Consider the following 20,974-nt stretch of genomic DNA (forward strand, 5'->3'; position numbering starts at 1 on the left):
TAGTAAATCAGTTGACAAAGTCCCTGCTTCTTGGTAGAATAAGAATTGTCGTAAAGACAAATAACTTCTTCTTGGTTACAGGCATGCCAACCTGTCACTCGGATGAAGCCAAATAAAAAGGAGAAATATCATGGCAATCTCAAAAGAGAAAAAAAATGAAATCATCGCACAATATGCACGTCACGAAGGTGATACAGGTTCAGTAGAGGTTCAAGTTGCTGTCCTTACTTGGGAAATCAACCACCTTAACGAACACATCAAACAACACAAAAAAGACCACGCTACTTACCGTGGATTGATGAAGAAAATCGGTCGCCGTCGTAACTTGCTTGCATACTTGCGTAAAAACGATGTTAACCGTTACCGTGAGTTGATCAACTCTCTAGGACTTCGTCGTTAATCTTGCGTCTAAAACGTTTCTATACTTCGTTGGCTTCGACTCGATGTACCATTAGTACAATCTTCGCCTCGTCGCCTAGTCTATAAACGTTTTATCCAGCAAGATTGGAGCTCTCTGACTTCAGAGAGCTTTTTTATTGAGGTTTTATCGGTCATAATTTTGGAGACTACAAAAACCTCAAATAGTATCAGCTAATGACACCATGAAGGTGCGCAGTTACTCGGCTTTTCAAGCCGAGTAACTGTCTGCAAGCCCCCTCGGAGAGCCCACACTTTACGAAGTAAAGTATAGTATGTTATACTTTACATGGAAGTAGTCACCGAATTCCAGTTAGAAATTACTTTGTAACTACGTTTTGAGGAGGAGTAAAATGCTTTCCTACGTTCGACATTACCCACTAGCGATAGCTAAATTAATGTGTCTGTGCTCTCCTAAAATCTGCTGATTTATTACTAACTAATACAGGAGGTTTTTATGGGACAGACAATCATATCTGCTATTGGTGTTTATATTTCCACCAGTATCGATTATTTAATTATTTTAATTATTTTATTTGCACAGCTATCACAGAATAAACAGAAATGGCATATTTATGCGGGGCAATATCTAGGAATAGGCTTACTTGTAGGGGCGAGTTTAGTTGCTGCTTATGTCGTTAATTTCGTTCCTGAAGAATGGATGGTTGGATTGCTTGGTTTAATCCCTATCTATTTAGGGATTCGCTTTGCAATTGTTGGAGAAGGTGAGGAAGAAGAGGAAGAAATTATTGAAAGATTAGAACAAAGCAAGCAAATCAACTGTTTTGGACAGTTACATTGCTGACAATTGCGTCTGGCGGAGATAATTTAGGTATCTATATACCTTATTTTGCTTCGTTAGATTGGTCACAGACCCTCGTGGCGTTGCTTGTGTTTGTAATCGGCATAATTATCTTTTGCGAGATTAGTCGGATGTTATCCTCTATTCCGTTAATATTCGAGACAATTGAAAAATACGAGCGAATCATTGTGCCCTTAGTATTCATTCTACTTGGACTATACATCATGTATGAAAATGGCACGATAGAGACTTTTCTGACCGTGTAGATTTTTTTGTTTCACTAGGATTTTAGTCCGAGCTCAAATCAGCTCTCTGATTTTCAGAGGGCTTTTTACGTTGTCACCTTACCTCGATATACTCAAGTATTATCTTTGCTTATGCTTCCTAACACTGTATGGAAAAACCAACCATAATTTTTCTGATTTTAATTGTATTTTTTCCATAGCTTGTTACACAGTTGAAAATATGGTATACTTTTCATGAGAATTTTCTAAATTTTTAATATTCTATCAAAGGAGGTTTGCATGCTTTCCAAATTTTCTGGAAGCCGACAAGACCAGCAATTTCTGTTACTTTTAGTTATTTTGCTAGGTATTTTAGGGATTTCTCTCTTTCTAGCAGTTTCAATGGGATCTGTTGCGATTGATCTAGGAGATACCTATCGGATTATTTTGAGCAGGTTGGGATTTCCTCTTGAGATAGGAGAGGTTTCCAAGTCTACTCTTGCCATTGTATGGAACATGAGATTCCCCCGAGTATTGTTAGGTCTGATAGTAGGAGCAGGCCTTTCTATGTGTGGTAGCGTGATGCAGTCTACAGTGAACAATCCCATCGCAGAGCCCTATGTCTTAGGAATCTCTGCGGGTGCGACTCTGGGTGCAACCTTGAGCATTATTCTTGGTTTAAAAGTGGTGATTAGCCTTGGAGCTTTTCTTGGAGCTATTTTGGCAACCATTGCTGTCCTCATTATTGCCTCTATGCAGGGCAGGATGACGACTTCTAGTCTCATTTTATCAGGAACGGTGGTCAATGCTCTCTTTCTGGCATTTTCCAACTTTATTATCTCAGTCGGCGCTAATGCTGACAGTGTGATGACCATTAAGTTTTGGACCATGGGTTCGCTTGCTGGAACTACCTGGTCTGACTTAGTCTTGCCAACTATGGTAGTAGGATTGGCTTTTCTATTTTTCTCTACCCAGTATCGTGTTTTTAATGCGATGATGATGGGAGATGAGGCTGCTTTAACTTTGGGAATTCCCTTACGCTTCTATTGGTATCTTTATGTGACCATGGTGGCTGTGCTGACAGCTGTCTTAGTGGCAACCTGTGGGATTATTGGATTTGTTGGTTTGATTACTCCTCACTTAGCTCGAGGGTTAGTAGGAACGAATTACAGGAGACTTTTTCCCGTTGCGACCTTACTGGGTGCCCTCTTTGTGGTCTGGGCAGATGTACTCTCTCGTGTCATCATTCCAAATGCTGAGCTGCCGATTGGTATTTTCACAGCCTTAGTAGGTGCTCCCTTCTTTATCTACATTGTTGGAGGAAGGCGAAGGGAGGTGAGGGCCTGATATGGACTTGATTTGTCAGGATGTTCACTTTGGACTAGGAGAGAAAAAAATCCTCAAAGGAGTTTCTCTTAAGGTTGAGGGGCATCAATTTCATACGATATTAGGGCCAAATGGAAGTGGAAAAACCAGCCTACTTAAACTCCTCTATCGTCAGGAAAAGGCGGACAAAGGTTTGATAAGCCTAGATGGAAAGCCGCTGGAGCATTGGTCACTCAAAGAAACAGCCAAGCAAATGGCGGTCGTCACCCAGTTTAATCAATTGCAGTTTGATTGTACAGTTGAGGAAATCGTCTTGCTGGGAAGAACTCCACACCTCTCTTTTTTAGAGAAGGAAAGGGAAAGGGATTTTACGCTCGTTCAAGATGCTCTCGTCAAGGTGGATATGCTTGAGAAGAAAACTCGCCTCTATTCGTCTCTGTCAGGTGGGGAGAAACAGCGAGTCTTATTAGCACGCGCCTTGGCGCAAGAACCGACTCTCTTGCTCCTGGATGAACCTACCAATCACCTGGATATCAAGTACCAGTTAGACTTGTTGGCTATTGTGAAGAATCTTAAGGTCAATGTTCTAGCTGTCCTGCATGATATTCAACTTGCTTGTCGCTATTCGGATTATCTCTATCTGATGAAAGAGGGGGAAATCCTTTACCAAGGGACTCCAAAGGAGACCATCACCCCTGAGTCATTGCAAACTGTATATGGAGTTCAAAGTCAGGTGACTTGGACCGAGGATCAGCAAGCTATGATTCACTATTTATAAAAATGAAAAGGAAAACAAGATGAAAAAAACACTCAGTATTTTACTGGTAACAGTAGCTACCTTAACTTTGGCAGCTTGTGGTAATACTACTACAGAAAAAGCTACTACACAGTCTAGCACAGAAACAAGTCAAAAGGCCAGCACAGAGACGACTTATCCACTCACGGTCAAGACCTATGACGCTAAGGGAAATGAAGTCGAACAAGTCTTTGATAAGGCACCCGAAAAAGTTATCACCAACAATCTTTCAACCACTGAAATCTTATTGGAGCTAGGCTTGAAGGATAAAATTGCTGGCATGCTTAACCCTGACAATGCTGTAACAGACAAATACAAGGACGCGATTGCGACGATTCCTCAAATTGGCGATAAAAAAACAGTCTCTCAAGAGACAGTGCTTTCTTATGAGCCAGACGCTGTGATGGGTCGAAACATGATGTTTTCTGAAAAATCCTTGGGGACAGTTAGCACTTGGAATGAAAATAAAATCCCAGTCTATACACAAAAAGCTTCTCTCTCAACGATTCAGCAAGATTTGGGAAATATCGTAGAAGATGTCAAAAATCTTGGAATGATTTTCAATGTTCAGGACAAGGCCAATGAATACGCAGCCCAATTACAAGCTAAAATTGACGCTGTTAAGAAAGCAAATCCAACAAACCAAGGTGAAAAGAAAAAGGCTTTGATTATGGTTGCTTATAATGATGAAACCTTTGGTGCCTACAAGTCTGCTTTGCAAGAAAGCTTGTTGAACCAACTTGGTTATACCAACGTTGCAACGGGAACATCAGGCTTGACCTTGGAAAATCTCGTGTCAATGGATCCTGAGTTGATTATCTATGTAACCAGTGACCGCAATAAAAAATTGGATGCTAACGCAGTAGAGTTGATGAAAGCAAATGAAGTTTTGGAAAACGTTCCTGCAATTAAGAATCAAAAAATCATGACCATTTCTTACGATGAGTTGATGGATTATGGTCCAGCAGTGATTGATTCCCTTGAGAAAATCAATGACTTTATCAATAAATAATGAGTTTGATTGGGAAGGGATTCAAGTTAAGATCAGCCTTCCTTCGGCCTATGATCCCAATCAAACCTATCCAGCGATTCTTTTGAATGATGGAAATTTGGATTTTCTATCTTCCCTTTCAGAATCTGTGATTTTAGTGGGCTTGACCTCTAAAAATCGCCTAGATGACTACACTCCATGGAAGGCAGCTGCTCTGAGAGAGGGGACTCCAGATTTTGGCGGTCAGGCAAAGGTCTATCATGATCATTTATTTGGAGGTCTTTTAGACAGGTTGCAGTCGCTTTATCGCCTGGACAAAAATCGCCTTGCCTATGGAGGGTATTCACTAGGTGGTTTGGCGGCTGTATACAGTCTTTTCCATTTTGACAAGGTCTCCTGTATCTTCTCTATCTGCGGTTCATTTTGGTTTCCTGATTTTGTGACTTATTGCAAGGAAGAGAAAGTGAGAAATCTAGACTGTTTGCTGTATTTACAGAATGGCCAAACAGAAGGAGCCCATCATACCAATCGCTTGGCTCAAGCACCAGCCTATGCTGAGCAGATCCATACTAGTCTTCAGAAACACTATCCGACTGGTCAATTTGTCTTTGATCCCTATGGGCATCATGAGCAAGTTGCTGAGCGATTTCTAGCCTTTTCCAGCTGGTTGGCCCAAAAATGGAAAATCAAATAAAAGAATTATCCCTTGGCAATAGCCAAGGGATAATTGTATTTTTTAACCAAGAGACTCTCTCTTCTTATCTGGATTCCAGATAAAGCTTGCAATAAAGGTAAAGATAATTGTTAAGATACCAACAACCACAGCAAGGATGAGGGCAGGGATTCGGACAAACCACCAGAGTGGGTTTGGTTTTTTATCATTGTGCCATTGCTTGGTTTCTTCGTCTAAACGTTGGAATTCAGCTTGGATGCGGTCTGCAACCATTTCAATCCCTTCATCATTCATTTTCTTGATGTCTGAGATATCGATAGGATTTCCAAAGTTCATATCCACACGTTCACGGCTAACCAAGCCTTTCAAGGTCATAGGACCTGTGTAGGTAACCGGCATGATACGGACTTTGGCCATCTTGGCAATCAAGGCAACTCCACCCTTGACATCGTTTGAGTGACGGCTCCCACTTGGGAACATGATGAGAGAGCGGTCGCTTTTTTTGAGGACGTTGATAGGGTACTTGATGGCAGAAGCGCTAGGATTTTCCCGGTCGATAGGAAAGGCGCCGCACATACGGATCCACCAGCCAAAGATGCGGTTGGTAAACAGCTCTTTTTTGGCCATAAAGATGAACTGTTTTGGCTTGGTCGCAAAGGCCATATAAACAGGATCCCACCAAGTACGATGAGGAGCAACGAGGATATAGTTTTCGTCTCGGCTAGGGATTTTATCAGTATTGTGATAGTGGGCATTGCCATTGATGGACCACAAGATCAGCATGACTAGTCCACGCAAATAAGTATAAAACATGAGATCTCCTTCGATTGTATTGCTTTTATTATTATACCTTATCAAAAGACTACTGGCAAACTTTTTCAGTTATCGACCAACAGTTTTAGATGGGATTAGAATTCTTTTAAAAAAAATGATATGATAGAATTCATGGATAAAAATAAGATTATGGGATTAACCCAAAGAGAAGTCAAGGAAAGACAGGCTCAAGGTTTGGTCAATGACTTTACCGCTTCAGCCAGTACCAGTACTTGGCAAATCTTCAAACGAAATGTTTTTACACTTTTTAACGCATTAAACTTTGTTATTGCTCTAGCGCTGGCCTTTGTGCAGGCTTGGAGCAATTTGGTTTTCTTTGCCGTTATTTGCTTTAACGCTTTTTCTGGGATTGTGACTGAGCTGCGAGCCAAACATATGGTGGACAAGCTCAATCTCATGACCAAGGAAAAGGTCAAAACCATCCGTGATGGTCAAGAAGTTGCTCTCGATCCAGAAGAATTGGTCCTAGGAGATGTCATTCGTTTGTCTGCTGGGGAGCAGATTCCTAGTGATGCCCTGGTTCTGGAAGGATTTGCGGAAGTCAATGAAGCCATGTTGACGGGTGAGAGTGATTTAGTACAAAAGGAAGTGGATGCCTTGCTCTTGTCAGGGAGTTTCCTAGCCAGTGGCGCGGTTTTGGCTCAAGTTCACCATGTCGGGGCTGATAATTATGCTGCCAAACTCATGCTGGAAGCTAAGACAGTGAAACCGATCAACTCCCGTATCATGAAATCGCTAGACAAGCTAGCTGGCTTTACTGGAAAGATTATCATTCCCTTTGGTCTAGCTCTCCTGCTAGAAGCCTTGATGTTAAAGGGCTTGCCCCTCAAGTCATCCGTTGTAAATTCGTCGACAGCCCTTTTGGGAATGTTACCCAAGGGAATTGCCCTTTTGACCATTACTTCGCTCTTGACTGCGGTGATTAAGCTGGGCTTGAAAAAGGTTTTAGTGCAGGAGATGTACTCTGTTGAGACCTTGGCGCGCGTGGATATGCTCTGTCTGGACAAGACGGGCACCATCACCCAAGGAAAGATGCAGGTGGAGGCTTTTCTTCCTCTGACGGAAACTTATGGTGATGAGGCTATTGCCAGCATTTTGACTAGCTATATCGCTCATAGTGAGGATAAAAATCCAACAGCTCAAGCCATTCGCCAGCGTTTCCAAGGACAGGTTGCCTATCCTGCGATCTCGAATCTTCCTTTCTCAAGCGACCGCAAGTGGGGAGCTATGGAATTAGAAGGGCTAGGAACGGTTTTCTTAGGGGCGCCTGAGATGTTGTTGGACTCTGAAGTCCCAGAAGCCAGACAGGCTTTAGAGAGAGGTTCACGTGTCTTGGTCTTGGCCCTCAGTCAGGAAAAACTAGATCATCACAAACCACAGAAACCGTCTGACATTCAAGCCCTGGCCTTGCTGGAGATTTTGGACCCCATTCGAGAAGGAGCAGCTGAGACGCTGGACTATCTCCGTTCTCAGGAAGTGGGGCTCAAGATTATCTCTGGTGACAATCCAGTCACGGTATCCAGCATTGCTCAGAAGGCTGGGTTTGCAGACTATCACAGCTATGTAGATTGCTCGAAAATCTCCGATGAGGAATTGATTGCTATGGCTGAGGGAACAACAATTTTTGGTCGTGTTTCCCCTCATCAAAAGAAACTCATCATCCAAACCCTGAAAAAGGCAGGGCATACAACAGCAATGACAGGGGACGGAGTCAATGATATCCTGGCCCTTCGTGAGGCGGATTGTTCTATCGTGATGGCTGAAGGAGATCCGGCGACGCGTCAGATTGCTAATCTGGTTCTCTTGAACTCAGACTTTAATGATGTTCCTGAGATTCTCTTTGAAGGCCGTCGCGTGGTCAATAACATCGCTCATATCGCACCGATTTTCTTGATTAAGACCATCTATTCCTTCCTGTTAGCGGTGATTTGTATCGCCAGTGTTCTTCTGGGACGGTCTGAGTGGATTTTGATTTTCCCTTTCATTCCGATTCAGATTACCATGATCGACCAGTTCGTGGAAGGTTTTCCACCATTCGTTTTGACTTTTGAGCGAAATATCAAACCTGTTGAACCAAACTTCCTCAGAAGATCCATGCTTCGTGCTCTACCAAGTGCACTCATGGTCGTGTTCAGCGTTCTTTTTGTGAAAATATTTGGAGCGAGTCAAGGTTGGTCTGAGATAGAAATATCAACCCTCCTCTATTATCTCTTGGGGTCAATTGGTTTCTTATCTGTATTTAGAGCCTGCATGCCATTTACTCTCTGGCGTGTCCTCTTGATTGTATGGTCAGTAGGAGGCTTCCTAGCCACAGCTCTCTTCCCAATGATTCAAAAACTGCTTGAAATTTCGACCTTGACTGGACAAACGTTACCTGTTTATGGGGCCATGATGCTGGTCTTTACGGTGATTTTCATTTTGACCAGTCGTTACCAAGCGAAAAAATAAAGAAAGACTGCAATCTGTGGATTGCGGTCTTTTTAAGGGAAAGATTGCTGGCTGAAATGTGGTATAATAAGAGGTAATAGAGTTTTGGAAAGTGAGAGAAGATGATTTCAAAGAGATTAGAATTGGTGGCGTCCTTTGTGTCACAGGGGGCCGTTTTACTAGATGTGGGGAGTGACCATGCTTATCTGCCTATCGAGTTAGTCGAGAGAGGCCAAATTGAAGGTGCCATTGCAGGGGAAGTGGTGGAAGGTCCTTACCAGTCTGCGGTTAAAAATGTTGAGGCTCACGGTCTAAAGGAGAAAATCCAGGTTCGTTTAGCCAATGGCTTGGCAGCCTTTGAAGAGGAAGACCAAGTGTCGGTCATCACCATTAATGGTATGGGTGGCCGTTTGATTGCTACTATCTTGGAGGAAGGTTTGGACAAATTAGCTAATGTAGAACGTTTGATCCTCCAACCCAATAATCGTGAAGACGACTTGCGTATCTGGTTGCAAGACCACGGTTTCCAAATTGTGGATGAAAGCATTCTAGAAGAAGCTGGTAAGTTTTATGAGATTTTGGTGGTGGAAGCAGGACAAATGAAGCTATCAGCAAGTGATATTCGCTTTGGACCTATCTTGTCCAAAGAATTCAGTCCAGTTTTTGTCCAAAAATGGCAAAAAGAAGCTGCTAAGTTAGAATTTGCTCTTAGTCAAATCCCAGAAAAAAATATGGAGGAACGTCAAGTTTTAGTAGATAAAATTCAAGCCATCAAGGAGGTGCTCTATGCTAGCAAGTGAAGTAATACAAGCTTATGAAGGCTTTTGCCCTCAGGAATTTTCAATGGAGGGAGACAGTCGTGGCCTGCAAATTGGAACTATAGACAAGGAGATACAAAGAGTCATGGTGGCTCTCGATATACGTGAAGAGACGGTGGCAGAGGCCATTGAAAAGGGTGTGAACTTGATTATCGTTAAGCACGCGCCGATTTTCCGTCCGATCAAGGACTTGGTAGCTAGCCGTCCGCAAAATCAGATTTACATCGACCTGATCAAGCATGACATCGCAGTTTATGTCAGCCATACCAATATTGACATCGTTGAAAATGGCCTCAATGACTGGTTCTGCCAGATGCTAGGCATTGAGGAAACGACTTATCTGCAGGAAACAGGCCCAGAGCGTGGGATTGGGCGGATTGGAAATATTCAAACTCAGACATTTGGGGAATTGGCCCAACATGTCAAACAAGTCTTTGGTCTAGATAGTCTTCGCATGATGCATTATCAAGAGAGTGATTTGCAGAAGCCCATTTCAAGAGTGGCCATTTGTGGTGGCAGTGGTCAGTCTTTCTATCCTGATGCTTTGGCAAAGGGGGCAGATGTCTATATTACTGGTGATATCTACTACCATACAGCACAGGATATGTTGTCTGATGGCTTGTTGGCGCTGGACCCGGGCCACTATATCGAAATCCTTTTTGTCGAAAAAATTACTGCGCTCCTTGCCCAATGGAAGGCAGAAAGGGGCTGGCCTATTGAGATTTTGCCTAGTCAAGCATCGACCAATCCTTTCCACCATATCTAGTTAGGAAGTGAAGACAATGAAAAAAGTTGCCATTATTGGAGCAGGGATTGTGGGGGCAACAGTTGCCTACTACCTCTCGAAAGAAAGTGACCTTGAGGTAACCGTCTTTGACCATGGGCAGGGGCAGGCTACCAAGGCAGCAGCGGGAATTATCAGTCCTTGGTTTTCCAAACGACGCAATAAAGCTTGGTACAAGATGGCGCGCTTGGGAGCTGACTTTTATGTGGATTTATTGGCTGATTTAGAAAAGTATGGTCAGAAAATCGACTTTTACCAACGCTCAGGAGTTTTTCTCTTGAAAAAGGACGAATCCAAGTTGGAAGAACTCTATGAACTAGCCCTCCAGCGCAGAGAAGAATCTCCCTTGATAGGCCAGTTAGCTATTCTGGACCAAGCCTCAGCTAATGAATTATTTCCTGGTTTGCAGGGATTTGACCACCTGCTCTATGCTTCTGGTGGGGCGAGAGTAGATGGCCAGCTCTTAGTGACTCGTTTGCTAGAAGCCAGTCAGGTCAAGTTGGTCAAAGAAAAAGTGAGTCTGATACCTTTAGCATCAGGTTACCAGATTGGTGAAGAGATGTTTGATCAGGTTATTTTGGCGACAGGAGCTTGGTTGGGGGACATTTTGGAGCCTTTAGGATATGAGGTAGATGTTCGTCCCCAAAAGGGGCAACTCCGAGATTATCAACTTAGCCAAGATATGAAATCTTACCCTGTTGTCATGCCAGAAGGGGAGTGGGATTTGATCCCTTTTGAAGGTGGGAAATTGTCCTTGGGCGCTACCCACGAAAATGATATGGGATTTGATTTGACAGTAGATGAAACCTTGCTCCAACAAATGGAGGAGGCAGCCTTACCTCACTATCCAGCCTTAGCTAAAGCGACTTCAAGAGCTGAGCGTGTGGGAATCCGTGCCTATACCAGTGATTTCTCCCCTTTCTTTGGACAGGTGCCAGGCTTAGCAGGTGTCTATGCGGCTAGTGGTCTAGGTTCATCAGGCCTCACAACCGGCCCTATCATTGGTTACCATTTAGCTCAACTGATCCAAGACAAGGAATTGACTCTGGACCCAGTAAACTATCCAATTGAAAACTATGTCAAACGAGTAAAAAGCGAATAATACTCAATGAAAATCAAAGAGCAAACTAGGAAGCTAGCCACAGGCTGCTCAAAGCATGGCTTTGAGGTTGTAGATAGAACTGATGAAGTCAGCTCAAAACACTGTTTTGAGGTTGTGGATCGAACTGACGAAGTCAGTAACCATACCCACGGTAAGGCGAAGCTGACATTGTTTGAAGAGATTTTCGAAGAGTATAAGCATTTTACTAAAATTTTAGTCTCCCCTCTAGGATGGCAAATGACATTCCCTACCAAAAATGGTAAAATAAGAAAAAATAATTCGAGAATCGAGGAAAAAAGATGCAAGAAAAAATTTTGGTAACTGGTGGTGCTGGTTTTATCGGAACCCACACTGTTATTGAATTGATCCAAGCAGGTCATCAAGTGGTTGTAGTGGATAACCTTGTCAACAGCAACCGTAAAAGTTTAGAAGTTGTTGAAAGAATCACAGGAGTTGAAATTCCTTTCTATGAGGCAGATATCCGTGATACAGATACTCTCAGAGATATTTTCAAGCAAGAAGAGCCAACAGGTGTGATTCACTTTGCTGGTTTGAAGGCTGTAGGTGAATCAACACGTATCCCTCTTGCCTACTATGACAACAATATCGCTGGAACTCTTAGTCTTTTAAAAGTTATGGAAGAAGCAAACTGTAAGAATATCATCTTCAGCTCTTCTGCGACAGTTTACGGAGATCCTCACACAGTTCCAATCTTAGAAGATTTCCCACTTTCAGTGACCAACCCTTACGGTCGTACCAAACTCATGCTAGAAGAAATCTTGACCGATATCTACAAAGCAGACTCAGAATGGAATGTGGTCTTGCTTCGCTACTTTAACCCAATCGGAGCACATGAGAGTGGAGATTTAGGGGAAAATCCAAACGGTATCCCAAACAACCTCTTACCATATGTGACTCAGGTAGCTGTTGGAAAATTAGAGCAAGTACAAGTCTTCGGAGACGATTACGATACGGAAGATGGAACTGGTGTTCGTGACTATATCCACGTCGTAGACCTAGCCAAAGGTCACGTTGCAGCTCTTCAAAAAATCCAAAAGGGGTCTGGCCTTAACATTTATAACCTTGGAACAGGCAAAGGCTACTCTGTTCTTGAAATTATTCAAAATATGGAAAAAGCAGTGGGACATCCAATTCCTTACCGCATCGTAGAACGCCGCCCAGGAGACATCGCTGCCTGCTATTCAGATCCTGCAAAAGCCAAAGCAGAACTCGGATGGGAAGCAGAATTTGATATCACGAAAATGTGTGAAGACGCATGGCGTTGGCAAAGTAAGCATCCAAACGGATTTGAAGATTAAGATAATGATTTCGATCATTGTCCCCTGTTTAAATGAAGAGGAAGTACTTCCTCTTTTTTATCAGTCTGTTGAAGATTTGCTTCCTGACCTGGGAGCAGAGGTCGAGTATGTCTTTATAGACGATGGCTCAAGCGATGGGACCTTAGCTCTTTTGAAGGCTTATCGGGAGCAAAATCCTGCGGTGCATTATATCTCTTTCTCGCGAAATTTTGGGAAGGAGGCAGCTCTGTATGCAGGCTTGCAGCATGCAACTGGGGACCTGGTGGTCGTGATGGATGCAGACCTCCAGGACCCTCCCGGTATGCTACTTGAGATGAAAGCCTTACTAGACCAGAATGCAGACTTAGACTGTGTTGGTACACGGAGAACCAGTCGGGAGGGAGAACCCTTCTTTCGTAGCTTCTGTGCTGATCTCTTTTACCGCCTCATGCAAAAAATCAGCCCAGTAGCTCTGCCCTCGGGTGTCCGTGATTTTCGCATGATGAGAAGGTCTGTGGTAGATGCTATTTTAACCCTGACCGAGTCCAATCGGTTCTCTAAAGGGCTCTTTGCCTGGGTGGGCTTTAAAACGCACTATCTTGATTATCCAAACGTTGAACGACAGGCTGGCAAGACCAGTTGGAGTTTTAGACAGCTCTTTTTCTACTCGATTGAAGGGATTCTCAATTTTTCAGATTTCCCCTTGAGTATAGCATTTGTAGCGGGACTCCTATCTTGTTTTATTTCTTTTATGATGACTGTTTTTGTAGTGTTTCGGACTCTTATCTTGGGAAATCCAACATCTGGCTGGACCTCTCTGATGGCTGTCATTCTCTTTCTTGGGGGGATTCAACTTCTGACCATTGGAATTCTGGGCAAGTATATCAGTAAGATCTATCTAGAAACCAAAAAAAGACCACTCTACCTCATCAAAGAAAAAAGTGATCTTTCTATTTTTGAAGGAAAAAATAACCGGAAAAGACTATAATTTTACCTAGAAATATGCTAAACTAGTAGGTGAAGGGATTAAAGTGATAAAGAGAATCTACAAAATCAATCTCCCTTTTAAACTATGATGGAGCTTTTAGAAGTGCACGTGTAGGACAATTTTTGATGGCCTCCAGAACATCGCTGTTCTCAGCGATTTCTCTTTGCAATTCAACTGGATCATCGCAAAATCGAACGATTCCATTATCATGGTAATCAAAGAGTTCAGAATAGGTTTGGCAAAGCCCGCAGGCGATGCACCGTTCAGGTATAAGTGTGAGTTTCATATTTATATTGTAATAAGAAAGTTTAAAAAATACAAGGAGTAAGGTATGGCAAAGGAACCATGGCAAGAAGATATCTATGAAAATAGTGAGGAAGAATCAAGATCAGAGCGTCGTCGCCGTAAACAAAAAGGAAAAGGCGCTGTTGCGAATCGTGTCTTAACAGTTCTAGCTAGCCTCTTCTTTGTGATCGTTGTAGCGATGGTGGTTGTATTGATTTACTTATCAACCGGAGGAAGCAATCGTACTTCATCTTTGAAGGACTTCTATGATACATCGTCTCCTTCTACAAGTTCAAGTTCTAAAGTAGAAGCATCGTCATCTTCAAGTAGCAAGGTAGAGGAAACATCTTCTTCTGAAACAACTCCTTCAGAGAGCAGTTCAGAAGAGCACACAGAAGGAGAAGGAACACTCACTGTGCATCCTGGAGAGGGTGAGGCAGCTCTTGCTCAACGTGCAGGGATTTCCATTGCTCAATTAGAAGCCCTAAATCCTTCTCACATGTCATCTGGATCTTGGTTTGCCAACCCAGGTGATGTGATTAAGACAAGATAGGAGTCGGGAATGAAGACAATTCAAATTGCTATTGATGGTCCAGCTTCCAGTGGTAAGAGTACGGTTGCAAAGATTGTCGCTAAAGATTTTGGTTACACTTATCTCGATACGGGTGCTATGTACCGTGCTGCGACTTATATAGCGCTTAAGCACCAGTTGGATGCAGGAAATGTAGACCAACTTCTTGAGCTTCTTAACCAACACCCCATTAGTTTTGGACGTTCAGAAACAGGCGAACAACTTGTTTTTGTAGGGGATGTGGATATCACTCATCCTATTCGTGAAAATGAAGTGACCAACAAGGTTTCAAGCATTGCTGCCATTCCTGAGGTGCGTGAGAAACTGGTTTCTCTTCAGCAAGAGATTGCCCAGCAAGGTGGTATCGTCATGGATGGCCGTGATATCGGGACAGTTGTTTTACCACAAGCTGAACTCAAGATTTTCCTAGTGGCTTCTGTTGAAGAAAGAGCAGAACGTCGTTACAAGGAAAATATTGCTAAAGGGATTGAAACAGACCTTGAAACGCTGAAAGAAGAGATTGCTGCGCGTGACTACAAGGATAGTCATCGTGAAACCTCACCTCTCAAACAGGCTGAGGATGCAGTTTACCTTGACACAACTGGACTAAGTATCCAGGAAGTGGTCGAAAAAATCGAATCAGAAGCAAAAAAATATATGTCCTAGGGACGAGAGGAGCAGGCTAAATGAAGCCTGCTCCTTTTCTCTCTTTTGCGCGCGTTTCAAAACAGCCTTTTTGGGAGAATTTTGATAAAATAGTAATATCAATAAAAAGGACGGAAGCATGACAAAGAAAATCATAGCCATTTGGGCCCAGGATGAAAAAGGTGTGATTGGGAAGGAAAATCGTCTCCCTTGGCATTTGCCGGCAGAGTTGCAACATTTTAAGGAAACAACTTTAAATCATGCCATACTGATGGGGCGAGTGACCTTTGATGGAATGGGACGTCGTCTGCTTCCAAAACGGCAAACCCTGATTTTAACGCGCAATAGCGAAGAAGTCATAGATGGGGCGCTCGTATTTCAAGATGTGGAGTCTGTTTTAGCGTGGTATCAGAGTCAGGAAAAAAATCTCTATATCATTGGCGGAAAACAGATTTTTCAGGCTTTTGAGCCGTATTTAGATGAAATCATCGTGACACAGATTCATGCTCAGATAGAGGGAGATACCTATTTCCCTGAGGCGTTTGACTTGTCTCGTTTTGAGACGGTCGCAAGCAAATCTTACACCCGAGATGAGAAAAACGACTATGATTTTACCATCGAATACCGAGATAGAAAGGAAGTCTAATGGAGCGCAGTATATTTGGATTTTTCACAGCTTTTTTGTGTGTAATCTGTATCTTGACTGGAGCACAGGCTTTTCGTAAGAAGCGCTATGGACTGTCTGCCTTACTCTGGTTGAATGCCTTTACCAATCTGGTAAACAGTATTCATGCTTTTTACATGAACTTATTTTAGATAGAATGATAAATTAGAATGGAAGGAAATCATGCCTACAAATAGGAAAAATGATATGATGGTTTATTGCTCATTTTGTGGCAAAAGCCAAGAAGAAGTAAAGAAAATAATCGCTGGGAACAACGCTTTTATCTGTAATGAATGTGTGGAGTTGGCCCAGGAAATCATTCGGGAGGAGTTGGCCGAGGAAGTTTTGGCAGACTTGTCTGAAGTACCAAAACCAATCGAACTCCTCAATATCTTAAACCACTATGTGATTGGTCAAGATCGTGCCAAACGTGCCTTGGCAGTGGCTGTATACAATCACTACAAACGCATCAATTTCCACGATACACGTGAAGAGTCAGAAGATGTGGATTTGCAGAAGTCAAACATCTTGATGATTGGTCCAACGGGTTCAGGAAAAACTTTCTTGGCTCAGACTTTGGCTAAGAGCTTGAACGTGCCTTTTGCTATTGCAGATGCGACAGCTCTGACTGAGGCTGGGTATGTAGGTGAGGATGTGGAAAATATCCTCCTCAAACTCTTGCAGGCTGCTGACTTTAACATCGAACGTGCAGAGCGTGGGATTATCTACGTGGATGAAATTGACAAGATTGCCAAGAAGAGCGAGAATGTGTCTATCACACGTGACGTTTCGGGCGAAGGGGTACAACAAGCCCTTCTCAAGATTATCGAGGGAACTGTCGCTAGCGTACCGCCTCAAGGAGGACGCAAACATCCACAACAAGAGATGATTCAGGTGGATACTAAAAATATCCTCTTCATCGTGGGTGGTGCCTTTGATGGCATCGAAGAAATCGTTAAACAACGTCTGGGAGAAAAAGTTATCGGTTTTGGTCAAAATAACAAGGCGATTGACGAAAACAGCTCCTACATGCAAGAAATCATCGCGGAAGATATTCAAAAATTCGGTATTATTCCAGAGTTGATTGGACGTTTGCCTGTCTTTGCTGCTCTTGAGCAATTGACGGTCGATGATTTGGTTCGTATCTTGAAAGAACCAAGAAATGCCTTGGTTAAACAATACCAAACCTTGCTTTCTTATGATGACGTTGAGTTGGAATTTGACGATGAAGCCCTTCAGGAAATCGCCAATAAGGCTATCGAACGCAAAACTGGTGCTCGTGGTCTTCGCTCAATCATCGAAGAAACCATGCTAGATGTTATGTTTGAAGTGCCAAGTCAGGAAAATGTGAAATTGGTCCGCATCACGAAAGAAGCTGTCGATGGAACGGAAAAACCAATCCTAGAAACAGCCTAGAGGTGACTATGGAAATCAATACACACAATGCTGAAATCTTGCTCAGTGCGGCAAACAAGTCCCACTATCCGCAGGATGACCTGCCAGAGATTGCCCTTGCAGGACGTTCAAATGTTGGCAAATCTAGCTTTATCAACACCATGCTGAACCGCAAGAATCTAGCTCGTACATCAGGAAAACCTGGTAAAACTCAGTTGCTCAACTTCTTCAACATTGATGACAAGATGCGTTTTGTGGATGTACCAGGTTATGGCTATGCCCGCGTTTCCAAAAAGGAACGTGAAAAATGGGGGCGCATGATTGAGGAGTACCTGACGACTAGGGAAAATCTCCGTGCGGTTGTCAGTTTGGTGGATCTCCGCCACGACCCGTCAGCAGATGATGTACAGATGTATGAATTTCTCAAGTATTATGAGATTCCGGTTATCATCGTTGCGACCAAGGCAGACAAGATTCCCCGTGGTAAGTGGAACAAGCATGAATCAGCAATCAAAAAGAAATTAAACTTTGACCCAAGTGACGACTTCATCCTCTTTTCATCTGTCAGCAAGGCTGGGATGGATCAGGCTTGGGATGCTATTTTAGAAAAATTGTGAGGGAAAGAAATGGCAAAGACAATTCATACAGACAAGGCTCCAAAAGCAATCGGACCCTATGTTCAAGGGAAAATCGTTGGCAATCTTTTGTTTGCGAGCGGTCAAGTTCCCCTATCTCCTGAAACTGGAGAAATTGTAGGAGAAACGATCCAAGAACAGACAGAACAAGTCTTGAAAAACATTGGTGCTATTTTAGCAGAAGCAGGAACGGACTTTGATCACGTTGTCAAAACAACGTGCTTCTTGACTGATATGAACGACTTTGTTCCTTTTAACGAGGTTTACCAGACTGCCTTTAAAGAGGAATTTCCAGCTCGTTCAGCTGTAGAGGTTGCGCGTCTTCCTCGTGATGTAAAAGTCGAAATTGAAGTGATCGCAGAGATTGGATAAGCTAGTTGAAGTTTGGCTCTGCCAAACTTTTTTTGATATAAGGAGAGATAGATGACAAAGAAACAACTTCACCTGGTAATTGTAACAGGGATGAGTGGCGCAGGGAAAACAGTAGCCATTCAGTCCTTCGAGGATTTGGGATATTTCACTATTGACAATATGCCACCAGCCCTCTTGCCAAAGTTCTTGCAGTTGGTAGAGACCAAGGATGATGACCATAAGTTAGCCCTGGTGGTGGATATGCGGAGCCGTTCCTTCTTTTCAGAGATTCAGGCCGTTTTGGATGAATTGGAAAACCAAGATGATTTGGACTTCAAAATCCTCTTTTTAGACGCAGCAGATAAGGAATTGGTGGCACGCTATAAGGAAACTAGACGAAGTCACCCTCTAGCAGCAGATGGTCGAATTTTAGATGGCATCAAGCTGGAACGTGAACTTTTGGCACCTTTGAAAAACATGAGTCAAAATGTGGTGGATACGACAGAACTCACTCCGCGTGAACTTCGTAAAACCATTGCTGAGCAATTTTCAGACCAAGAACAAGCCCAGTCTTTCCGTATCGAGGTCATGTCTTTTGGATTCAAGTATGGTATTCCGATCGATGCAGACTTGGTCTTTGATGTGCGCTTTTTGCCAAATCCATACTACCTTCCGGAACTCCGCAATCAGACAGGTGAGGATCAAGCAGTTTATGACTATGTGATGAATCATGAAGAGTCTGAAAGTTTCTATCAGCACTTACTCGCTTTGATTGAACCCATTTTGCCAAGTTACAAAAAAGAAGGCAAGTCCGTTTTAACCATTGCAGTAGGATGTACAGGTGGACAACACCGTAGTGTTGCCTTTGCAAAACGAATCGCTGAGGACCTTGCTAAAAACTGGCCTGTCAATGAAAGCCATCGTGACAAAGACAGAAGAAAGGAAACGGTAAACCGTTCATGAGAAAACCAAAGATAACGGTAATTGGTGGAGGAACAGGTATCCCCGTCATTTTGAAAAGCTTGCGAGAAAAGGATGTTGATATCGCAGCCATCGTAACGGTAGCTGATGATGGTGGCTCTTCTGGTGAACTAAGAAAGAATATCCAACAGCTGACACCACCAGGAGATCTTCGCAATGTTCTGGTAGCCATGTCGGATATGCCTAAATTTTATGAGAAGGTTTTTCAGTACCGCTTTTCAGAAGACGCTGGTGCTTTTGCAGGTCATCCTCTAGGAAATATCATTATAGCAGGACTTTCTGAAATGCAAGGGTCCACTTACAATGCCATGCAGCTGCTAAGTCTCTTTTTCCACACAACAGGAAAAATCTACCCCTCAAGCGATCAGCCTTTGACACTGCATGCAGTCTTTAAAGACGGTTCTGAGGTGGCAGGTGAGAGCCACATTGCAGATCATCCGGGCATGATTGACCATGTCTATGTGACCAATACCTTGGATGATGAAACACCGCAAGCCAGCCGTCGAGTAGTCAATACTATCCTAGAGAGTGATATGATCGTCTTGGGGCCTGGTTCCCTCTTTACATCGATTTTGCCCAATATTGTCATCGAGGAGATTGGGCAGGCTCTCTTGGAGACCAAGGCAGAGATCGCCTATGTCTGCAATATCATGACCCAGCGTGGGGAAACAGAGCACTTTTCAGACAGTGACCACGTGGAAGTCCTCCATCGACACTTAGGTCGGCCATTTATTGATACGGTCTTGGTTAATATCGAAAAGGTTCCTAGAGAATACATGGATACCAACCGTTTTGATGAGTATTTGGTTCAGGTAGAGCATGACTTTGCTGGTCTTTGCAAGCAGGTTCCTCGTGTGATTTCATCCAACTTCCTTCGTTTGGAAAATGGAGGAGCCTTCCATGATGGCGATTTGATTGTAGATGAATTGATGCGCATCATACAGGTGAGAAAATGAGTTTTACAGTTGCAGTAAAAGAGGAAATTCTTGGTCAACATCATCTCAGTCGTCATGAATTGTCTGCCATTATCAAGATGTCTGGCAGTATCGGTCTCTCGACTTCAGGCTTGACCTTGTCCGTCGTGACTGAAAATGCCAAGTTAGCTCGTCATCTTTATGAGTCTTTTCTCCATTTTTATGACATCAAGTCAGAAATTCGTCACCATCAGAGAAGCAATCTTCGCAAGAATCGTGTCTACACGGTCTATACCGATGAGAGGGTGCAGGAGCTTTTGGCTGATTTGCGGCTTGCGGATTCCTTCTTTGGTTTGGAGACGGGTATTGATCCCGATATCTTAGCAGATGAAGAAGCTGGTCGTGCTTACTTATGTGGGGCCTTTCTGGCAAATGGTAGCATCCGAGATCCGGAGTCTGGTAAGTATCAGTTGGAGATTAGTTCCGTTTATCTGGACCATGCACAAGGATTGGCCTCTCTCCTCCAGCAGTTTTTGCTGGACGCTAAGGTTATTGAGCGAAAGAAAGGTGCAGTTACCTATCTCCAGCGGGCAGAAGACATTATGGATTTCTTGATTGTGATTGGGGCCATGCAGGCGCGTGATAATTTTGAGCGCGTCAAGATTTTGCGTGAAACCCGTAATGATCTCAATCGAGCCAATAACGCTGAAACAGCCAATATCGCTCGAACGGTTTCTGCTAGTATGAAGACTATCAACAATATCAGTAAAATCAAAGATAGAATGGGTTTGGAAAATTTACCCGTGGATTTGCAAGAGGTAGCGCAGTTGCGGATTCAGCATCCAGACTACTCTATCCAGCAGTTGGCAGATAGCCTGAGCAATCCCCTAACCAAAAGTGGTGTCAACCACAGACTAAGAAAAATAAACAAGATCGCAGATGAGTTATGAAGAGAGAACATAAGATAAGCGGATTTCTAACTTCTATATGTGCTTACGGGTACAAATTTGATAAAAAGAAGGGTGTGCTCATACTTTGAATTCTAGGGATATG

General features: G+C 43.2%; 23 protein-coding genes and 1 pseudogene. 22 read left to right on the forward strand and 2 right to left on the reverse strand.

The window, feature by feature from the left end; translation table 11 throughout:
* Positions 1-130 precede the first annotated feature (130 nt).
* The 6 genes and pseudogenes from rpsO to M1F74_RS03310 all read left to right on the forward strand — a co-directional run bounded on the left by rpsO (position 131) and on the right by M1F74_RS03310 (position 5,250).
* The gene (gene rpsO / locus M1F74_RS03285) at positions 131-400 is read left to right on the forward strand and encodes a 30S ribosomal protein S15 (RefSeq protein WP_001018251.1); all 270 of its coding nucleotides are present in this window, start codon (positions 131-133) and stop codon (positions 398-400) included.
* A 546-nt stretch (positions 401-946) separates the two neighbouring features.
* Positions 947-1,485 (forward strand): annotated as a pseudogene (locus M1F74_RS03290) (CadD family cadmium resistance transporter).
* A 258-nt stretch (positions 1,486-1,743) separates the two neighbouring features.
* On the forward strand, positions 1,744-2,790 hold the full coding sequence (locus M1F74_RS03295; protein WP_247946271.1) for a FecCD family ABC transporter permease: 1,047 nt from the start codon (positions 1,744-1,746) through the stop codon (positions 2,788-2,790).
* A gap of 1 nt (position 2,791) precedes the next feature.
* Complete coding sequence (locus M1F74_RS03300) at positions 2,792-3,547, forward strand: ABC transporter ATP-binding protein (RefSeq protein WP_247946272.1); 756 nt, start codon at positions 2,792-2,794, stop codon at positions 3,545-3,547.
* Positions 3,548-3,566: 19 nt separating this feature from the next.
* A complete protein-coding gene (locus M1F74_RS03305) occupies positions 3,567-4,577 on the forward strand; it encodes an ABC transporter substrate-binding protein (RefSeq protein ID WP_247946273.1) in 1,011 nt (336 codons plus the stop codon).
* Positions 4,558-5,250: an alpha/beta hydrolase gene (locus tag M1F74_RS03310; protein ID WP_084911387.1), complete on the forward strand. Its 693-nt coding sequence runs from the start codon at positions 4,558-4,560 to the stop codon at positions 5,248-5,250. The genes M1F74_RS03305 and M1F74_RS03310 overlap by 20 nt, the downstream gene beginning before the upstream one ends.
* A 42-nt stretch (positions 5,251-5,292) precedes the next feature.
* On the opposite strand, the gene M1F74_RS03315 is transcribed toward M1F74_RS03310, so the two are convergent.
* Entirely contained in the window at positions 5,293-6,042 is a 750-nt protein-coding gene (locus tag M1F74_RS03315; RefSeq protein WP_247946274.1) for a lysophospholipid acyltransferase family protein, read from the reverse strand.
* A gap of 132 nt (positions 6,043-6,174) precedes the next feature.
* On the opposite strand from M1F74_RS03315, the gene M1F74_RS03320 reads away from it, so the two are divergent.
* The 7 genes from M1F74_RS03320 (at position 6,175) to M1F74_RS03350 (ending at position 13,480) form a co-directional block, all read left to right on the forward strand.
* On the forward strand, positions 6,175-8,511 hold the full coding sequence (locus M1F74_RS03320; RefSeq protein WP_247946275.1) for a cation-translocating P-type ATPase: 2,337 nt from the start codon (positions 6,175-6,177) through the stop codon (positions 8,509-8,511).
* Between the two features lie 101 nt (positions 8,512-8,612).
* On the forward strand, positions 8,613-9,290 hold the full coding sequence (locus M1F74_RS03325; protein WP_247946276.1) for a tRNA (adenine(22)-N(1))-methyltransferase: 678 nt from the start codon (positions 8,613-8,615) through the stop codon (positions 9,288-9,290).
* A complete protein-coding gene (locus M1F74_RS03330) occupies positions 9,277-10,074 on the forward strand; it encodes a Nif3-like dinuclear metal center hexameric protein (RefSeq protein WP_247946277.1) in 798 nt (265 codons plus the stop codon). Before M1F74_RS03325 ends, M1F74_RS03330 begins: the two co-directional genes overlap by 14 nt.
* Positions 10,075-10,090: 16 nt before the next feature.
* Positions 10,091-11,194, forward strand: a complete 1,104-nt coding sequence (locus M1F74_RS03335; RefSeq protein WP_247946278.1) for an NAD(P)/FAD-dependent oxidoreductase — start codon at positions 10,091-10,093, stop codon at positions 11,192-11,194.
* 6 nt (positions 11,195-11,200) lie between these two features.
* The gene (locus M1F74_RS03340; RefSeq protein WP_247946279.1) at positions 11,201-11,515 is read left to right on the forward strand and encodes a hypothetical protein; all 315 of its coding nucleotides are present in this window, start codon (positions 11,201-11,203) and stop codon (positions 11,513-11,515) included.
* Positions 11,494-12,513, forward strand: coding sequence for a UDP-glucose 4-epimerase GalE (gene galE, locus M1F74_RS03345; protein ID WP_033584440.1), 1,020 nt, complete (start codon positions 11,494-11,496; stop codon positions 12,511-12,513). The genes M1F74_RS03340 and galE overlap by 22 nt, the downstream gene beginning before the upstream one ends.
* Before the next feature lie 4 nt (positions 12,514-12,517).
* Positions 12,518-13,480: a glycosyltransferase family 2 protein gene (locus tag M1F74_RS03350; RefSeq protein WP_247946280.1), complete on the forward strand. Its 963-nt coding sequence runs from the start codon at positions 12,518-12,520 to the stop codon at positions 13,478-13,480.
* Positions 13,481-13,562: 82 nt separating this feature from the next.
* Here the strand turns inward: M1F74_RS03350 and M1F74_RS03355 are convergent, their stop codons facing one another.
* A complete protein-coding gene (locus M1F74_RS03355) occupies positions 13,563-13,766 on the reverse strand; it encodes a ferredoxin (protein WP_247946281.1) in 204 nt (67 codons plus the stop codon).
* A 45-nt stretch (positions 13,767-13,811) separates the two neighbouring features.
* Between M1F74_RS03355 and M1F74_RS03360 the strand changes: the two genes are divergently transcribed.
* From M1F74_RS03360 to whiA, 9 genes are all read left to right on the forward strand, one after another.
* Positions 13,812-14,318: an SAG1386/EF1546 family surface-associated protein gene (locus tag M1F74_RS03360; protein WP_001040924.1), complete on the forward strand. Its 507-nt coding sequence runs from the start codon at positions 13,812-13,814 to the stop codon at positions 14,316-14,318.
* A 9-nt stretch (positions 14,319-14,327) separates the two neighbouring features.
* The gene (gene cmk, locus M1F74_RS03365; RefSeq protein ID WP_000849406.1) at positions 14,328-15,002 is read left to right on the forward strand and encodes a (d)CMP kinase; all 675 of its coding nucleotides are present in this window, start codon (positions 14,328-14,330) and stop codon (positions 15,000-15,002) included.
* A gap of 118 nt (positions 15,003-15,120) precedes the next feature.
* Positions 15,121-15,627 (forward strand): dihydrofolate reductase, encoded by a 507-nt coding sequence (locus M1F74_RS03370; RefSeq protein ID WP_033606214.1) that lies wholly within the window; start codon positions 15,121-15,123, stop codon positions 15,625-15,627.
* A gap of 201 nt (positions 15,628-15,828) precedes the next feature.
* Positions 15,829-17,061, forward strand: coding sequence for an ATP-dependent Clp protease ATP-binding subunit ClpX (clpX, locus tag M1F74_RS03375; protein ID WP_002874765.1), 1,233 nt, complete (start codon positions 15,829-15,831; stop codon positions 17,059-17,061).
* Positions 17,062-17,069: 8 nt separating this feature from the next.
* Complete coding sequence (gene yihA, locus M1F74_RS03380; protein ID WP_000405196.1) at positions 17,070-17,657, forward strand: ribosome biogenesis GTP-binding protein YihA/YsxC; 588 nt, start codon at positions 17,070-17,072, stop codon at positions 17,655-17,657.
* A gap of 9 nt (positions 17,658-17,666) precedes the next feature.
* Positions 17,667-18,047, forward strand: a complete 381-nt coding sequence (locus M1F74_RS03385; RefSeq protein ID WP_247946282.1) for a RidA family protein — start codon at positions 17,667-17,669, stop codon at positions 18,045-18,047.
* A 51-nt stretch (positions 18,048-18,098) separates the two neighbouring features.
* Positions 18,099-18,989, forward strand: coding sequence for an RNase adapter RapZ (gene rapZ, locus M1F74_RS03390; protein ID WP_000163039.1), 891 nt, complete (start codon positions 18,099-18,101; stop codon positions 18,987-18,989).
* Positions 18,986-19,963, forward strand: a complete 978-nt coding sequence (locus M1F74_RS03395) for a YvcK family protein (protein ID WP_001231053.1) — start codon at positions 18,986-18,988, stop codon at positions 19,961-19,963. The genes rapZ and M1F74_RS03395 overlap by 4 nt, the downstream gene beginning before the upstream one ends.
* A complete protein-coding gene (gene whiA, locus M1F74_RS03400; protein ID WP_000011266.1) occupies positions 19,960-20,871 on the forward strand; it encodes a DNA-binding protein WhiA in 912 nt (303 codons plus the stop codon). The genes M1F74_RS03395 and whiA overlap by 4 nt, the downstream gene beginning before the upstream one ends.
* Positions 20,872-20,974 lie beyond the last annotated feature (103 nt).

It is taken from the genome of Streptococcus oralis (assembly GCF_023109315.1).
Taxonomy (GTDB): domain Bacteria; phylum Bacillota; class Bacilli; order Lactobacillales; family Streptococcaceae; genus Streptococcus; species Streptococcus oralis_BS.

Excerpts from the sequence above, each read along its gene's own strand:
- rpsO (WP_001018251.1), top strand. The coding sequence starts at position 131 with ATGGCAATCTCAAAAGAGAAAAAAAATGAAATCATCGCACAATATGCA.
- M1F74_RS03295 (WP_247946271.1), top strand. The coding sequence starts at position 1,744 with ATGCTTTCCAAATTTTCTGGAAGCCGACAAGACCAGCAATTTCTGTTA.
- M1F74_RS03300 (WP_247946272.1), top strand. The coding sequence starts at position 2,792 with ATGGACTTGATTTGTCAGGATGTTCACTTTGGACTAGGAGAGAAAAAA.
- M1F74_RS03305 (WP_247946273.1), top strand. The coding sequence starts at position 3,567 with ATGAAAAAAACACTCAGTATTTTACTGGTAACAGTAGCTACCTTAACT.
- M1F74_RS03310 (WP_084911387.1), top strand. The coding sequence starts at position 4,558 with ATGACTTTATCAATAAATAATGAGTTTGATTGGGAAGGGATTCAAGTT.
- M1F74_RS03315 (WP_247946274.1), bottom strand. The coding sequence starts at position 6,042 with ATGTTTTATACTTATTTGCGTGGACTAGTCATGCTGATCTTGTGGTCC.
- M1F74_RS03320 (WP_247946275.1), top strand. The coding sequence starts at position 6,175 with ATGGATAAAAATAAGATTATGGGATTAACCCAAAGAGAAGTCAAGGAA.
- M1F74_RS03325 (WP_247946276.1), top strand. The coding sequence starts at position 8,613 with ATGATTTCAAAGAGATTAGAATTGGTGGCGTCCTTTGTGTCACAGGGG.
- M1F74_RS03330 (WP_247946277.1), top strand. The coding sequence starts at position 9,277 with ATGCTAGCAAGTGAAGTAATACAAGCTTATGAAGGCTTTTGCCCTCAG.
- M1F74_RS03335 (WP_247946278.1), top strand. The coding sequence starts at position 10,091 with ATGAAAAAAGTTGCCATTATTGGAGCAGGGATTGTGGGGGCAACAGTT.
- M1F74_RS03340 (WP_247946279.1), top strand. The coding sequence starts at position 11,201 with ATGAAAATCAAAGAGCAAACTAGGAAGCTAGCCACAGGCTGCTCAAAG.
- galE (WP_033584440.1), top strand. The coding sequence starts at position 11,494 with ATGCAAGAAAAAATTTTGGTAACTGGTGGTGCTGGTTTTATCGGAACC.
- M1F74_RS03350 (WP_247946280.1), top strand. The coding sequence starts at position 12,518 with ATGATTTCGATCATTGTCCCCTGTTTAAATGAAGAGGAAGTACTTCCT.
- M1F74_RS03355 (WP_247946281.1), bottom strand. The coding sequence starts at position 13,766 with ATGAAACTCACACTTATACCTGAACGGTGCATCGCCTGCGGGCTTTGC.
- M1F74_RS03360 (WP_001040924.1), top strand. The coding sequence starts at position 13,812 with ATGGCAAAGGAACCATGGCAAGAAGATATCTATGAAAATAGTGAGGAA.
- cmk (WP_000849406.1), top strand. The coding sequence starts at position 14,328 with ATGAAGACAATTCAAATTGCTATTGATGGTCCAGCTTCCAGTGGTAAG.
- M1F74_RS03370 (WP_033606214.1), top strand. The coding sequence starts at position 15,121 with ATGACAAAGAAAATCATAGCCATTTGGGCCCAGGATGAAAAAGGTGTG.
- clpX (WP_002874765.1), top strand. The coding sequence starts at position 15,829 with ATGCCTACAAATAGGAAAAATGATATGATGGTTTATTGCTCATTTTGT.
- yihA (WP_000405196.1), top strand. The coding sequence starts at position 17,070 with ATGGAAATCAATACACACAATGCTGAAATCTTGCTCAGTGCGGCAAAC.
- M1F74_RS03385 (WP_247946282.1), top strand. The coding sequence starts at position 17,667 with ATGGCAAAGACAATTCATACAGACAAGGCTCCAAAAGCAATCGGACCC.
- rapZ (WP_000163039.1), top strand. The coding sequence starts at position 18,099 with ATGACAAAGAAACAACTTCACCTGGTAATTGTAACAGGGATGAGTGGC.
- M1F74_RS03395 (WP_001231053.1), top strand. The coding sequence starts at position 18,986 with ATGAGAAAACCAAAGATAACGGTAATTGGTGGAGGAACAGGTATCCCC.
- whiA (WP_000011266.1), top strand. The coding sequence starts at position 19,960 with ATGAGTTTTACAGTTGCAGTAAAAGAGGAAATTCTTGGTCAACATCAT.